Below are 14659 nucleotides of genomic sequence, written 5' to 3'. Positions count from 1 at the left end.
TTATGCCCCCACGGCTATGTTTCCGGACGCGAATACCGCGCCGTTCAGCGGATGCGCCAGCTCGAACCGGTAGGACTGCCGATCAAGGCGGCTGAGATTCAGGCGGGCAGCATGCTGCCCCTCGCCCTCGAGGATCAGCGCCTGCCGGAACTTGACGTCGCGCAGCTTCAGGTCACTTCGGCGGCTGACGTCGCGGAGGGTGCCGAGCACCGTCATCATGATCGTCGCGCCCGGTACGACGACGTTCCCGACGATCCGGTGCTCGGATATGTAGTCGTCGCCGAAATCGACTGCGATCATCTCGGGCAGGGCGAAATCGTCCTGCGCCGTCAGTGTGGGCAGATGGTCGGCCCAATAGCTTTTGCCCGAGAAGGGATAAGGCGGCAGCGGCCGCTTCGGGCGCGGTCGGCTTGCTTTAGGTGTGGACGGGGCGGGAGCGGGTGCGTCGCGGTCCGCCCCTGCGCGCCAGCGCTCGAGTGCGGCGAGGAGTTCGGCCGCTGCTTCGGGACCCGATCTGGCGACGATGGAGACTCGATGTTTTTCGCCCGTGAAGGCCGCTTCGGCAAAGCCCGCTACCGCCCGGAATTCGGCCGGGTCGGCAGCGCTGAGATAGTCGGCCCATTGTGCGCACAGCGCCTCCAGCGACGCCGGGCTGTGCGCCGACAATGTCAGTGCCGTCGTCGCGGGTTCGGGTGCGGGATCGGCCGGCCGCTCGTCGCGATCGGCGGTCCGAACGACCAGATGGACGTTGGTGCCGCCGAAGCCGAACGCGCTGACGCCTGCATGGACCCAGCTTGGCTCACCTTTGGTCTCAAGATCGACGGGTTGGGCCGGCAGGCGGACGCCGCTGCCCGCCTCGGCGAAGATCGGCAGGGACACCGCGGCACCGACATGCGGGGGCAGGACGCAGTGCCGCAGCGCTAGGATGGCCTTGATCGTCGCCAGCACCCCGGCCGCAGCCTCGGTATGGCCGATATTGGCCTTGAGTGAGCCGACCCAGCAGGGCACTTCGCGTCCGCCGAACAGCTCGCCCAGCGCCGCCGCCTCGACCGGGTCGCCGATCGGCGTCCCCGTGCCATGCGCCTCGACGAAGCTGATCTCGTCGGGGGTGAGCCCCGCCTGGCGCAGGCAGCGCTCGACCAGCCGCACCTGCGCCGCGCGCGAGGGCACGGTGATGCTCGACGTCCGGCCGTCCTGGTTGGCGCCCGAGGCTTCGAGCACGGCGTGGACGGGATCGCCATCGGCAACGGCGTCGACGAGACGCTTGAGCACAAGCACGCCGACGCCTTCGCTACGCACATAGCCGTCGGCGCCGACGTCGAATGTCGCGCATCGTCCCTTCCTCGACAGCATCTGCGCCGCCTGGAAACTAGCGTTGACCGTCGGAGTAAGCACCAGATTGGCGCCGCCCGCCAGCGCCAAGTCGCAATCGCCGCGCTGCAGGCCCGCGATCGCCAGATGGATGGCCATAAGCGAGGCGGCACAGGCGGCATCGACGACGATGCTCGGCCCCTCCAATCCAAGGACGTAGGAGATGCGGTTTGCGGCAATGCACTGCGCCGAACCGATCACCGAATAGGGGCCGACACCGGCCCCGGCCTCGTGCCCCATCAGCGAATAGTCGTGCGAGCACAGCCCCATGAAGACCGCGGTGGGCGAACCGACCAGCGACCTCGGATCAATGGCGGCATCCTGGAGCGCGCGCCACGTCTCCTCCAGAAGAAGGCGATGTTGGGGGTCGATCAGCCGCGCCTCGCGCGGGGAGATGCCGAACAGCTGGGCGTCGAACCGATCAATGCCGTCCAGATACCCGCCGACCATTGAAGCCAGAAGGTTGTCGGAGATAGTCGCGTCAGGTCGGTCGTTCTGCTGCCAAACCTTTGAAAGAACCCGGCGTTCGGGTGGCCACGGACCCGTGGCCACCCGCCCTTGCATCAATAACTGCCAGAACTGCTCGTAGTTCGCAGAACCCGGAGCGCGGCAGGCCATGCCTATCACCGCGATTTCGCTCTTCATGCCACGTCTTCCGAGCAGTCCTCCGACAGCCTTAGCGCGCCATCTCCAGCAGCCGGGCCTCAACGGCATCGGCGCCCGGACGGACGTTGAGCATGTCCTCGGTCAAACGGCGATAGATCGTCTGGACCGTCGGCTTGATCAGTAGACCGGGATGTTCTTCGGCGAGCACGCGATCATGCTCGGCATAATCGTCTTCCCAGATCGCCGGATTGTCGAACCCTACCGTTTCCTCTACGCTGCCGATGCGGCCAGCGGTGAAGCGCGTGCAGTGGAGATCGGGCATCGTGCCCGTCTTCTTGGTGAACGCTTCGATATGCTCAAACGAGGTCTGCATCATCTCGCGCAGACGACCCTTTGAAGTGGTGTAGATCCGCTCCATCAGATAGCGCGACTTGCGATCACCCTTCGCCGGCTCTTCCAGAACGGCCAAGCCAGTCGCGCCCTTGCGGTTCATGAAATAATCCTCGACGTCCAGCCGGACGAACATCTCGTCACGGGGATTGTCGTGGACCATCTCTACCGCCGCTTCGGGCGTATCGAGGAAGCCGTCGTTCTTGAGCAGCTGATGAAGGAACAGGTCCTCGTACTGGGCGAGGCTGGCAAAATCGGTAAAGACCGTCACGTCGACGCGATCGGGCGCCTCGTTCAGGTCGACAAATGCTTCGGGCTCGATTCCGACGGCCCTCTTGGCCCCGTTAATCCCATTGAGTGTCAGCTCAAGGAACTGCTGCTTGTATTGAGGATAAACGGACACGCTTCTTTTCACCCGGATTCGCATAGTGACCTCCGTGTTTAAGTTAAACGCCACAACCTCACTTTTAGGCACCCAAAGCTTTCATGATCTTGGGCGCCACGCAACTGAAAAAATAGCATCGGCGCGAGCAGATCGCCATTTTACCGCAGCGCCATACCGAGTCATCGCGCTACCGGTCTCAAAATCCAAAGCGACATCTTGAAAATCCAGCATCACGCGATCGCGGGGGTAAAGCGCCTTAAACACGGCTTCCTTAACCGAGAAAACCTGTCGGATCGAAATCATGCCTACGCGAATCGCCCATTCCTCCTCTTCTCGAACGATCAGGCGGGCGAGTTCCGATTCAACCTCCTCGGGTTCCTCAATGTCGATGCCCAAGCAATCGAACGAGTCGCTGCGGGCGACGATCGCGGCCGCGACAGTGCGGGTGTGGCTGAGCGAGCCGACAAATCCCTCGGGCCAGACGGGAAAGCCTTCTGGTGCGCGCAGGATTTCGACTGCCTCTTTCCCTATTCCTCGGAGCAGCGCCTTAGCCACGCCACGCGCAGCACCGCTTGCGTTGCGAACACCGGCGACGGCGCCAGCTAGCGCCCTCGACTCGCCCGGCGACAGGGCGAGATGATCATCGGGCGCGATGTGCCGCGTGGCAGCATAAGCGCTTGCGGGGCAAATGCTTTCTAGCGCATAATTGAGTTGCGCTTGTGTCGCGACGATCATCTTGGGGCGCGTGCTCGGCGAACGGCGATATCGAATGTCATATTGAACGGCGCCGATTGGACGGGGCAAGTATGAAAGTTCGCGATCGGATTAACGAATACACGCAGGATCCCCTAATCGGCCGCATGTGGCATGCGATTCGGTCGGCCGGGCCGATGCGCTCCATTTCGGTCGATATCACCCATCGGTGCAACCTGCGCTGCAAGGGATGCTATTTCTTCGCCGAAGAGATGGACCAGGAGACCGAAGCCGACAGAGAGACGCTCGACCGTTTTATTGAGGAGCAGGTCCGGCGCGGCATCACCTTCGCCACCGTTATCGGCGGCGAACCCAGTCTGGTCCCTGACCGGCTGCGGGCGCTCGCGGAAAAGTTTCGGCTGATGATCGTCACCAACGGCCTGAAGAAGGTGCCGCGGGAAGGGCTTGAGGACGTGGCGCTCGCGGTTTCGGTCTGGGGCGATGCCGAGAATGACCGGGGGATGCGTGGCTATGGGCGGATCGATGTGTTCCAGCGCGCGCTCTCGAACTTCCGGAACGACGATCGCGTCATCTGGTACGTCACTCTGCCCTCCGATCCCCTTCCCCAGACCGCTGAGGTCGTCGATGCTTGCATCGACAACGGCAACATGGTGAGCTTTAACTACTACGGCGATGTCTCTACGCTTGGCGGCAAGCACGACCACCGCAACGGTTTTGCCGGCGCGCGGCGCTTCGTCGCCGAGATGATCGACCGTCACCCCAACGGCATCGCGTTCAATTCATACCTGAACGAGGTCATCAGCGGCGGTGTCATGAAGGGGCAGCGCTGGGGCTATGACGTCTGCGGCAGCGTGTCGGTTGATCATCCCGGCAACCGCGCACGCATTTCGAGCGGTCAGAGCTACAATCCCCATTTCAACGCTTACGGCCCTGGCCTGACGAGCACGCGCCGGTGCTGCGTGGGGGACGAGCGTGACTGTGCAACCTGTTTTGACGTCTGGGCGCATGTTTCGTGGATCGCGCTCGGCCTTGAGCGCCACCTCGACTCACGCGAAGACTTTTTTGAATGGCTCTCGACTATGTACATCTTCTACGGCGCATGCCGCATGGTTGATCGCGTACAGTTGCGCGAATCGCTGCCGCTCATTCATCAAAGATCGTCGATCCTGGCCGGAGAGGCCGCGCTGTTTCGACATTGAACGCGGCATCCGCGTCCGATAGGGTGCCTGTCTAGACCGCGGGCTCGATAGAGTTGCCCGATCAATGCTACGGAGTCGAGGTCGCCGGCGTCGTGCTGCGCAAGGCGAAACGAGCGGCAGCATCGCTAAGCGAATAGGTGAACAACATGCGCTCCTCACATCGACCCAATCACACGCCCGCGCCGCCGCCGGCCTGTTTGATCCGCTAAGCCATGCTGAGCAACAGCCGTTTCGTGCCAATCGCAATCATGCGCCTGCCGTGGGTGCCGATGCTGCTGGTGCTGACGATCGGTTCGTTCGGGGCGCTGACGCTGTATTCGGTCGCAGGCGGGCCTTGGGCGCTCAAGCACCTGTTCCGCATGCTAATGCTCCTGGGCATGGCGATCTTCATTTCGAGACTCAAGCCGCGGCTGTTCCGCGACTTGACCTATCCAATCTATGGCTCGCTGATCGTCGCGCTGATAGCGGTCCAGCTGTTCGGGTCAGTGCGGAATGGGGCACGAAGCTGGTTCAACCTCGGCCTGTTCGAGTTTCAGCCCTCCGAGCCGATGAAGCCCGTGCTCGTGCTCGCCCTTGCCAGCTTCTACGCGAGCGTACCGGCCAAATACATGCGCAGCTTCCACGCTGTTTGGCCCGCCGTTCTAATCATGCTGCTGCCGACGCTGCTGATCCTGATCCAGCCCGATCTCGGTACTGCGCTGCTGCTGGTGTTTTCCTCGCTCACCATTATGTTCATGGCGGGGCTGCCGCTCCGGTTGTTCCTCATCGGCGGCATCGCCGTGGGCGCGGCGCTCCCAGCAATCTACAACTACGCGCTGCTGCCGCATCAGCGTGACCGCGTGTCGATCTTCCTCAACCCCGAGCAGGACCCGCTGGGCACCGGCTATCACATCATCCAGTCGAAGATCGCGATCGGGTCGGGCGGCCTGTTCGGGAAGGGCTTCCTGCACGGATCGCAGAGCCACCTCCATTTCCTGCCGGAACCCGAGACCGACTTCATCGTCCCGGCGATGATGGAGGAATTGGGTTTAGTCGGCCTATCGTTTCTGATGATCTGCTTCTTCCTCTTGTTCCGCTGGGGAATGAACGTGGCGGGCGCGTCGAATGACCGTTTCAGCAAATTGACCGCGATCGGCCTGATTATGACCATCTTCTTCTACTTCGCCATCAACATGCTGATGGTTACCGGGCTGGCGCCGGTGGTCGGCATCCCGCTGCCGCTGTTCTCGCACGGCGGCTCGGCGATGTTGACGACGATGCTGTGCATCGGGATTCTGATGTCGATCGACCGCGAGAACCGCGGCTTTGGCAGGGAGCTTTAGGCTCAGCCAGAAAATGCGACGAACCGGATCGTGGTGGATTCACAAGGTTCTTGCGACGATCTACGCTTCCGGCAAGCCTCGGTCCGACTATCGCGGGCTTCGAGGCGCACTGAAGCGCTTTGCGCGATGCCCATGGGGGGAATGATATGAAACCGCGGGCGGGTACGCCGAAGCTCAAACTGCCAATCGATCCGGCCCATTACCGCCGCACCGACCGCTCACCGATCGGACGATGGGTGTGGGAAATTGACCGCGTCCTCCTCCTCCTCCTCACCGTGCTGATCACGGTCGGCCTTATCGCGGTCGCCGCCGCTTCGCCCGCCGCGGCGCTTCGCTATTCGGACGGAAGCGCACGGCTCAGCGACCTCTACTTCTTCTATCGCCAGCTGATGTGGATCGCGGTGTCGATGCCGGTGATGATCCTTATCTCAATGATGTCGCGCGACCGCGCGCGGCGCTTTTCGATGGGCGGCGCGCTCATCTTCTTCCTGCTCCTAGCGGCGGTGCCGTTCGTCGGCGCAGAAAGGAACGGCGCCGTCCGCTGGATCGAGTTCGGCATCGGCCAGTTCCAGCCGTCGGAGTTCCTCAAGCCCTTCTTCGTGGTGACGCTCGCCTGGCTCCTGTCGATCCAAAATAAGGAAAAGGGGCTGCCGATCTTCTGGGTATCGGGGTGGCTGTTCGGCATCGTCGCGGTGCTGCTGATGAAGCAACCCGATTTCGGCTCGACGATCATCTTCGGCACGGTGTGGGTCGCGATGCTGACGTTCGCGGGCATCAACGTCAGGATCCTGGGCCTGCTTGGGCTGGTGGCGGTCGTCGGCGTCATCCTCGCTTATTTCTTCTATCCAGTGGCAACCATCCGGATCGACGGTTTCCTGTTCGGCGAGGGCGACAATTACCAGGTTGAAAAGGCAATGCAGACGCTGACAGCGGGTGGGCTGTTCGGCGTTGGGCCGGGCGGCGGTACGCAGAAGTACAGCCTGCCCGAGCCGCAGAACGACTATATCTTCTCGGTGATCGGCGAGGAGTTCGGGCTGATCGCCTGCGCCATCGTCGCCTGCCTCTATCTTGCGATCGTCGTGCGCGTGCTTGTCAAGCTGCTCGACGAGGAGGACGTGTTCGCGCTGCTCGCCGCCTCGGGCCTCGCGATCCAATTCGGGCTTCAGGCGCTGATAAACATGGCGGTCAACGTGCAGCTGGTGCCGTCCAAGGGCATGACCCTGCCCTTCATTTCTTATGGCGGCAGTTCAATGTTGGCACTGTCGATCGGCATGGGACTGCTGCTCGCCTTTACGCGTCGCAACCCGTATCTGGGGGCAAGGCGCCTCGCCTAAGGCTGTACCGCGAAGAGCGATCAACTCGCCTACGACACGCACGGCGCCGACGATTGCGACGGACAGCCCGCACGCACGGCCTGTCATTCTGGACGTGGGTGGAACGGCCAATCCAGTAGGCGACGCTCTGCGCTTGTCGGCATACGTCCGGCATACGAGTTGGCGCGACTGACGCCGGAGACCCTCATGGCGGCACGGGCGCGTGGGCATCTGACGCCTCACGAGCGCATGCGTGGGGACCAGCTCGTGCCGGCGTTTGACCCGGAGGAGGTCGCCGACTTCGCCCATGCCTTCCGCGCCCGGGTGACTGTGGGCACGGTCGCCTACCGCTTCGGCATCGGTCGACGCGGCGTTCAGGACATCGTCGTCTGCGGACACATGCCGGCAAGCGGCCCAGCCTTGGTGGACGGAGAAATCTGCTTCACGGAAACGGACGTCGACGATCTGGAGGTCCGAATCCGCGAGGCCGGTCGATCGGGCCTTCATGAACCCGTTCGGATCAACGAGGCGCTGCTCGCCGTTCATGGCAGGCCGAAGCAATGGGGTGCGTTGATTGGCGCTCTGCTTGCCGGCGATCTTCCCTTCCTCGTAGCGGAAGGGGCCGACACGCTGTTCGGCACCCTTGCTGTGGAGAGGTCCTCGATACCGCAGATCGGGAGGATGGTCTCAGTGCCGACACTCGATCTGCCATTGTCGGACCGCCTAACGCGGTGCGAAGCCCTTGAGATGCTGAACGTTGAACAGACGTGTCAGGCACTGAGCGCTACCACCTCCGCAGGGAGGAACCCGATCACCTACTCGCTCCATGACGTTGAAAGGCTCGCACGAAGAGGCGTTTCGGTGCTTGAAGTCGCAACCGCGACCGGACGGGGTCTCAGCTACACCTACCACCTGATGAGGCGCTAAGGAATCGAGGCCGTCGCCGATGGCCTGTGGAGCCGCGGGCAGGTCGAAGGGCTCTTCCCTGGCTTCAGAGCCTCGCCGACCTGTACGTACTGAACCCAGAGGGGCTTTGTATCGATCTTCTGAGTTGCGCGCTGGAGCTTGTGTTCGCTCGCACGGGCTCGACATTCGGCCCCGTCTATTCTCTTTGAGACCTTGACCTCGCCGTCACCGCCATCGCCAACCTTTGCGCGAGATACTCGGGCCGTTGGGCGGGAACCCACCGCACCGGTCTGGCATGCCTTCCTCCAGGGGCCGCTCGCCCCGCGCCTGCGGCTGCGCGGCAACATCTCCAGCGGCGACCGCGATCCCGGCGACGCCACGCTCGGCACATTCAACGCGCTGTTCCCCAAGGGCAAGTATTTCGGCGAGCTCTCGTCGATCGGCCCGCGCAACATCGTCAACCTGCATCCGAGCGTCGACGTCGACGTCGATCTCGGCCACGGCCTCACCGCCGAGCTCGCCGGTGTCGCCTATTGGCGCACTGGCCGCGGCGACGGGGTGTACGACGTTCCCGGTCAGCTGATCCGCGCCGCGAACGGCAGCGATGCGCGCCACATCGGCAATCAGATCGAATTGCTGCTCGGCTGGCAGGCGAGCACGATCCTGTCCTTTTCGGTCTCGGCATCGGTGTTCGCGCCGGGCGGCTTCCTCCGCGAGAGCGGTCCCGCCCGGCCGATACACATGCTTGGCGCCGAGGCGATGTTCCGCTTCTAGCCTGTAGGCCCGATGGTCATGCTTAAGCACCGACATGACTACCCCCTCCTACCGGACCAAAGCCAAGATCACGTTACTCTTTGCCAAACTCACAATAACCAATCGAATACCTGTCTAAGGTCTTTGATCCCAATTCCTTTTTCTGCACAACAAGCAAGATTTGAGGTGCCTGATAAGTTGCGCCCGTTGATTTCATTCGTTACGTACTCGGCACGCAAGGAGAACATTGATGCCTGTTGTCGAAGACAAAAACATCGTCCGCGAAACCCTTCTGAAGTCCTCCACGACCAATCCGGCGCTCCAGCGCCTGCAAGGTCGGGTACTTGCCGGCGCCCAAGCAAGCGAGGTGATCACCAGCTACGACCGGATGCACCACCGCCATAGCCGTTCGTAAGCGGGATCAATCCTGTGTCCGCGGCGAGGATATCGTCGTTCCTCGTCAAGGTCGCATCGAGGTGTAATCTCGATTGCGATTACTGCTACGTCTACCACCATGCCGATCAGAGCTGGCGCAGCATGCCCAGGCTCCTCGCCGAGGAGCATCGGCATGCCTTCGCCCAGCGGCTGGCGGAATATGCCCGTTCAGCCGATCTCAGGCATATAGCCGTCATCCTGCACGGCGGAGAGCCACTGCTCGCCGGAAGCGAATACATCGTCGAGTTCGTTCGGCTTGTTCGTGCCGCCGCTCCCGCCATCGACATCGACTTCGGGATGCAGACCAACGGCCTGCTGCTGACCGATGCGATCCTGGATCGGATGGAAGCCGAAGGGATCGCTGTGTCGCTCAGCATCGATGGCCCGCGGGAGGTGCAAGATCTTCACCGTACCACCCGAAAGGGACGATCAAGCTTCGACCGCGTCGAGGCCGCGCTCCAGCGGCTCAAGCGGCGCCCCTCCATCTTCGCAGGCGTCATCGCAGTCATCGACGCTTCGGTCCCGCCCAGGACCCTGCTGGAGTACTTCGCTGCCCACGGCGTGCCCAAGGTCGACTTCCTGCTTCCCGACTCCCATCACGACAGGCCTCCTCCGGGCCGCGACGCGGACTCTGGTCTCTACGAACGGTGGATGACCGAAGCGTTCGACGTCTGGCTCGACCACTTCCCCGGACTTCGCGTCCGCACCTTCGAAGCGCTTCTCGACGTGGCAGCGGGACTACCCTCCGGCACCGACGCATTCGGGTTCGGCGACGTCAGCCTGCTCTCAGTGGAGACGGACGGGAGCTGGCACGATCTCGACGTGTTCAAGGTGGCAGGCGACGGCGCAACCCGCCTGATCGGTTCGGTGCTCGACACCCCCATCGAGCAAGTCGCGTCCTCCACCGCGATCGCCGCTCACCGCCGTCTCCTCACCAAGTCCGGTCTCAGTGAGCGGTGCCGCGCATGCGACGTGGTCGACGTATGTGGCGGTGGCTCCGTGCCGCACCGCTTCGGCGGGGGCACGTATGACAACCCCACCGTTTACTGCCGCGAGATGAAGGCGATCGTTGCGCACGTCCGCCGCAGACTTGGGGAGTCCCTCGAACCCGCCAGCTCCCTCGCAGACGAATTTCCGGCCTTCGACCTGGACGCTTTCGAAGTCGCCGAGACGAGTGCGGCGATCATGTCGGAGCTGCACGCCGAGGCGATCGATGAGGATGCCGCCGGCCTTGTGAAGGCGCTGGAACTCGCCGGACCGCTCGCCACCGATCAGCCGAACGCGAAGGCTGTGCGCGCACTTGCGCGCCGCGCTGGCACCGTGGCCTGGCAGCGCGCGATGCGCTCGTCTCGCGCTGGACGCACGGTGCACGACGTAGACGGAAAGCCGATTCTGGTCGACGGGGACTATCTCACATCCGTGCGCTCTGCATGCTTCGAAAACGAACTTGAAATTGGGTTGAACGACGAATGGCTGCGTAAGCCATTCGGACAGGGGATTGAGTTCGAGCCCGAGGATGTCACGGCGGTTGGACGTACACTGGTCGCAGAGGCTCTCGCCATCGTTGACGCATGGCGACCTGCTCTCGCCGCTGAACTCCGCACGATCTGCTCGGCAGTGCAGTTCGTGCGAGACCCTTCCGCGCATCCTGACAAGATCGTGTCGTTCAGCGACAACTCCGTGCCCGGGGCGATGTTCGTATCAGTCACCATCGGCAGCGGCATGATTGATCCCTATGACCTCGCCGACTCCCTGGTGCACGAATATCGGCACCAAAAGCTCTACCTGTTCGAGCGCCGTCATCCAACCACTCAGCCCGGGGCGCTTGTTGTTTCCCCCTGGCGCGAAGATCTTCGACCCGCATCGGGTCTGCTCCACGCGATCTTCGTCTTCGTCGAGCTCCGGCGCTTCTGGGAGTACGTGCGGGACCATGGCCCCATACGCCTGAACAACCGCGCCGTCGCCCAGTTGGAAGATACCGAACGCAACCTCGCGCAGGCTTTCGAAACCTTGCGAGGAAGCGAGTTGACGAAGGCGGGACGCGCTCTCGCGGAACTTCTCGAAAGCAGGAAGCGGCGCCTGCCGCTGGCAGCATGAGCCTGCGCGTCCGCTCCGACTTGCTTCCCGAGGATCGCCACGCCCGCCATGCGAGGCTCCGCGACTACTTCTGCGACAAAGATGCTACGGCCACGCGAGTCAACGGCGAGTGGGAACTCGAGCTAAACTGGCCAGACAGCATCGAGCGTTACGTCGACATCCGGATCGAGCAGCATCTCGCGCGCTGGCCCGGCATCGGCCTCTCCGGAATGGCCGTCGCTCGGCGACGAACCGGTCGCGTGCTTACCTCGCTCTACGACACCTGGTCACTGCTGACCTGGAGCGAATGGGCCGCTCGCGCCAAGCCGTCCCCCGACGCTCCGATCACGATCCTCCATGTCGACGACCATCAGGACCTCATGTCCCCGCGCCTCGCAGACGAAGGCAACGGATCCGTCGACATGATTACTGGCGCTCCGTTCGACGTCTGGGACCCTGAATCGGTCCTGCGGGCCTGCGAGAGCGGCGCAGTCGGCATGGGGAGCTTCCTCACCCCCTTTCTCCGCGCCTTCGAGCGTTGTGACGTTCGCCAGCTCTGTCAGCCGCCAAAGGTGACCGGCACGCTGGATCACGCCTTCTTCCCCGTAATGCGGTCAGATGACCTGCTGCGACCTGGAGCCAATCGGCCGGGGATCGGACTGGAAGTTACGAAGGGGACTGGCCCCGGTCGCTACCGTGCCACCAACAGTCTCTCCGACTGGCTCGCCAACATTGGCGAAGGCCCCGTCCTGCTTCATGTCGACATGGACTACTTCAACAACCGCTACGATGGTGATGGCGACTGGACCGACCGGATGCGTCGGCACGACCCTTCCTCGGAGCAGGTGCTTTCCCACATCGACGAGGTGACCGCGGCCGTGCGGAGCGCCGGGCTGATCGAGCGCATCGAGGACGCCGCCGTCGCCTTTTCTCCAGGCTTCTTCCCCGCCGAACTCTGGCAGCCGGCCGAAGCGCGCCTTCGCGCCGGGCTGAGCCGCCTCTATGAGTAAGCCCCCTACCAAGAAGCCCGCCGCCAAACGGCGTTCCCCGACTCGGCCTACGCCTAAGCCGAAGGTGGTGAAGCCACCCAAGGGAGGTCCCAAGATCGATCCAGCCGAAGTGCAGCTGATCCAGAAGCCCGGCCATAAGGACAAGGGCGACGGCTCCGGCGGCGAATACTGGGACGTCATGGTCGCCGGCCAGCGCGCAGGCGAGGTGTTCGTCAACGTCATCGACGAGGCGCCGCTAGGTCGCCACGCCTCGCTCCAGATATTCCTAAACCAGGATCAGCAGGGCAAGGGCGTTGGACGCGTCGCGTACCGCATGGCCGCCGAGGCGAGCCAACACGATTCCCTCTACCTCCACATGCGCAAATCAAATCTTGCATCCAAGCTCGCCGCGGAGGCCGCCGGCTTCACCGACGCCTCCCCCGAAGGCATTACCCAGCTCATCCTCCGGCGGGATGGATCGAAGGGCTGATGGAGCCGCTGCCCGCCTGGTTGGCGCCCTCGGCGATCACGGACATCGTCCAGCTCCTCGCATGCACCAAGCCCGTCGTCAGAATCCGAGTCGATCGTCGCGCATCGGAACTCCGCCGGTGGGCCAGGCGCCTCGGTCTGTTCACCAGCAGCGACCTCGACGGCTATGCTGCCCTGTCGCGCGACCCGACTCTCGCGCGGCGTGTCCTAGACCTGGATCGGCGCCCTGGCCGACACACCTTCGCGCTCGGAATGCTGCTCGGGTATCCTGCATGCTGCAGTCGTACCGCCGCGCGCGTCGGCGACGAGGGGATCGACGGCAGACACGCTGTACTCGCAACGCGCCGGTTCCATGGCCGCTTCCGCGCCATTGATCCGGAAGGCTATGCTTCTGGGTCCTCGAAGGTCTCGCACGTTCCCTGTTCTCACCGCTGTATTGCGTCGCTCTCGCTTGCGACGCGCGCGCCGAGGTGCTGACCTTCGTCGTCATGCCGTGCCTCGACGAGGTAGCCCTTGTCGCCGACGCCGTCACCTCGCTAGGTTTCTCGAAGAATGAAGACCCTCCTGAAGCGGCGCACCTGATTATCGTCGATAATGGGTCAACCGACGGCACGCTGCGGGTGCTCGACGACCTCCAAAAGCGCTCTCCAGAGTCCGTCCACTTGGTGACGGAGCCGACGAGGGGCTTCGTCCCTCCGCGAAGGCGCGGGGTGCGCGAGGCGGAGCGCCTTGCCCGCACGCGCGGTGTTCAGCCGGAGGAGGTGTTGATACTGCAGGCCGACGCCGACACGGTGTATCGCAAGCGCTACGTTACGATCATGCAAGCCGCGGCTGCCGAAGCTCGTGGCGCCCTGCTCGAAGGCTCGACCAAGCCCCCGCTGGACTTCGCGGCGCGTCATCCGAATTACCTCGCTGCGCAGCGGCTGGTCGACGACGAAACCGATCCTCTCAACGCCGAGGACGAGGATGAGGTCGTTCTAGACGACAAGGTCTGCGGCTACCGGCTGTCCGACTATTTGATCTGGGGAGGCCTCTTCGAGGAATTCACGACCATCGGCGACGCAATCCACGCCGAAACCACCCGCATGTTCATCCGCGCCCGCCTGCGCCATTGCGCACGCAAACTTCGCGTCAATACTGCCGGTGCCATCCCGTCGCGGCGCAAGGTGCGGGCAGACCCGCGGCTCCAGTATACCACCGTCGGCTTCCCTCGCGAGACCTCCTGGATCGAGGCGCGTGCGATGGGTGCCGATCGTACTCGCGACATCGAGAGGTTCGCTGCGGCAGTCCTTCAAGGGCGCGAGCCCGAAGCCGTACGACTCAGGCGGGCTCACCAGCTCGCTCTCTTCCGCTACCTTCCTGCGCTCGTTGCAGAAGCATCAGGCACGAGGATACGCGCCAACTGGCCTCCCGACGTGACTGCCGCGCTGGCAGCCCTGCCGACCTTTTCGGCCGATGAGCTGGCGAACAGTCCGGGCACGGCCCTCCTCGCGGTCCTGCACCTCATCGACGTGCGTCCGAATCTCTTCTGCAAACCATAGTGCATCGCATAGAATACGCGCCCCTGCTCGGTAGGCAGGATGGTGATACGTTCCCCCGCAGTGCAACGCCGCAGCCGGTTCTTAGCCATTTTAGCGACATGATCGCGCGATTCTCCATAGCACAAGGGCGCCGCTGGAGGAGCTCTGTGGCAGGACGTTCGCGTCTTCGA

13 protein-coding genes are annotated in these 14659 nt (G+C 63.3%); 10 read left to right on the top strand and 3 right to left on the bottom strand.

Going from position 1 to position 14659, the window contains the following annotated elements; genetic code table 11:
• The 3 genes from ABDZ92_RS15170 to ABDZ92_RS15160 are packed head-to-tail and all read right to left on the bottom strand — an operon-like array spanning position 1 to position 3487.
• Positions 1-2016 carry a beta-ketoacyl synthase N-terminal-like domain-containing protein gene (locus tag ABDZ92_RS15170; RefSeq protein WP_343763735.1) on the bottom strand — a complete coding sequence of 672 codons (2016 nt, stop codon included), beginning with the start codon at positions 2014-2016 and terminating at the stop codon, positions 1-3.
• Between the two features lie 31 nt (positions 2017-2047).
• Positions 2048-2794, bottom strand: coding sequence for a hypothetical protein (locus ABDZ92_RS15165; protein ID WP_343763732.1), 747 nt, complete (start codon positions 2792-2794; stop codon positions 2048-2050).
• A gap of 57 nt (positions 2795-2851) precedes the next feature.
• Positions 2852-3487, bottom strand: coding sequence for a 4'-phosphopantetheinyl transferase family protein (locus ABDZ92_RS15160; RefSeq protein ID WP_343763729.1), 636 nt, complete (start codon positions 3485-3487; stop codon positions 2852-2854).
• A 71-nt stretch (positions 3488-3558) separates the two neighbouring features.
• Here ABDZ92_RS15160 and ABDZ92_RS15155 point away from each other — a divergent pair, with 71 nt between their 5' ends.
• The 10 genes from ABDZ92_RS15155 (at position 3559) to ABDZ92_RS15110 (ending at position 14489) form a co-directional block, all read left to right on the top strand.
• Positions 3559-4665: a radical SAM protein gene (locus ABDZ92_RS15155; RefSeq protein ID WP_343763727.1), complete on the top strand. Its 1107-nt coding sequence runs from the start codon at positions 3559-3561 to the stop codon at positions 4663-4665.
• Positions 4666-4877: 212 nt separating this feature from the next.
• Positions 4878-5987: a rod shape-determining protein RodA gene (gene rodA / locus ABDZ92_RS15150; protein WP_343763724.1), complete on the top strand. Its 1110-nt coding sequence runs from the start codon at positions 4878-4880 to the stop codon at positions 5985-5987.
• 146 nt (positions 5988-6133) lie between these two features.
• The gene (locus ABDZ92_RS15145) at positions 6134-7321 is read left to right on the top strand and encodes an FtsW/RodA/SpoVE family cell cycle protein (protein WP_343763721.1); all 1188 of its coding nucleotides are present in this window, start codon (positions 6134-6136) and stop codon (positions 7319-7321) included.
• A 186-nt stretch (positions 7322-7507) separates the two neighbouring features.
• A complete protein-coding gene (locus tag ABDZ92_RS15140; RefSeq protein WP_343763718.1) occupies positions 7508-8227 on the top strand; it encodes a hypothetical protein in 720 nt (239 codons plus the stop codon).
• Positions 8228-8419: 192 nt separating this feature from the next.
• The gene (locus ABDZ92_RS15135; protein ID WP_343763715.1) at positions 8420-8980 is read left to right on the top strand and encodes an alginate export family protein; all 561 of its coding nucleotides are present in this window, start codon (positions 8420-8422) and stop codon (positions 8978-8980) included.
• A 229-nt stretch (positions 8981-9209) separates the two neighbouring features.
• Complete coding sequence (gene yhhA / locus ABDZ92_RS15130) at positions 9210-9374, top strand: YhhA family cyclophane-containing RiPP (RefSeq protein ID WP_343763712.1); 165 nt, start codon at positions 9210-9212, stop codon at positions 9372-9374.
• A gap of 14 nt (positions 9375-9388) precedes the next feature.
• Complete coding sequence (gene yhhB / locus ABDZ92_RS15125; RefSeq protein WP_343763709.1) at positions 9389-11491, top strand: cyclophane-forming radical SAM/SPASM peptide maturase YhhB; 2103 nt, start codon at positions 9389-9391, stop codon at positions 11489-11491.
• The gene (locus tag ABDZ92_RS15120; RefSeq protein ID WP_343763706.1) at positions 11488-12480 is read left to right on the top strand and encodes a hypothetical protein; all 993 of its coding nucleotides are present in this window, start codon (positions 11488-11490) and stop codon (positions 12478-12480) included. Before yhhB ends, ABDZ92_RS15120 begins: the two co-directional genes overlap by 4 nt.
• A 67-nt stretch (positions 12481-12547) precedes the next feature.
• On the top strand, positions 12548-12949 hold the full coding sequence (locus ABDZ92_RS15115) for a GNAT family N-acetyltransferase (RefSeq protein WP_343763703.1): 402 nt from the start codon (positions 12548-12550) through the stop codon (positions 12947-12949).
• Between the two features lie 469 nt (positions 12950-13418).
• Positions 13419-14489: a glycosyltransferase gene (locus tag ABDZ92_RS15110; RefSeq protein ID WP_343763701.1), complete on the top strand. Its 1071-nt coding sequence runs from the start codon at positions 13419-13421 to the stop codon at positions 14487-14489.
• Positions 14490-14659 lie beyond the last annotated feature (170 nt).

The organism is Sphingomonas molluscorum (genome assembly GCF_039522995.1).
GTDB lineage: Bacteria > Pseudomonadota > Alphaproteobacteria > Sphingomonadales > Sphingomonadaceae > Sphingomonas > Sphingomonas molluscorum.
The sequence above is the reverse complement of the archived record's forward strand: the minus strand, read 5'-3'. Positions and strand labels throughout refer to the sequence as shown.

Excerpts from the sequence above, each read along its gene's own strand:
- ABDZ92_RS15170 (WP_343763735.1), bottom strand. The coding sequence starts at position 2,016 with ATGAAGAGCGAAATCGCGGTGATAGGCATGGCCTGCCGCGCTCCGGGT.
- ABDZ92_RS15165 (WP_343763732.1), bottom strand. The coding sequence starts at position 2,794 with ATGCGAATCCGGGTGAAAAGAAGCGTGTCCGTTTATCCTCAATACAAG.
- ABDZ92_RS15160 (WP_343763729.1), bottom strand. The coding sequence starts at position 3,487 with ATGATCGTCGCGACACAAGCGCAACTCAATTATGCGCTAGAAAGCATT.
- ABDZ92_RS15155 (WP_343763727.1), top strand. The coding sequence starts at position 3,559 with ATGAAAGTTCGCGATCGGATTAACGAATACACGCAGGATCCCCTAATC.
- rodA (WP_343763724.1), top strand. The coding sequence starts at position 4,878 with ATGCTGAGCAACAGCCGTTTCGTGCCAATCGCAATCATGCGCCTGCCG.
- ABDZ92_RS15145 (WP_343763721.1), top strand. The coding sequence starts at position 6,134 with ATGAAACCGCGGGCGGGTACGCCGAAGCTCAAACTGCCAATCGATCCG.
- ABDZ92_RS15140 (WP_343763718.1), top strand. The coding sequence starts at position 7,508 with ATGGCGGCACGGGCGCGTGGGCATCTGACGCCTCACGAGCGCATGCGT.
- yhhA (WP_343763712.1), top strand. The coding sequence starts at position 9,210 with ATGCCTGTTGTCGAAGACAAAAACATCGTCCGCGAAACCCTTCTGAAG.
- ABDZ92_RS15120 (WP_343763706.1), top strand. The coding sequence starts at position 11,488 with ATGAGCCTGCGCGTCCGCTCCGACTTGCTTCCCGAGGATCGCCACGCC.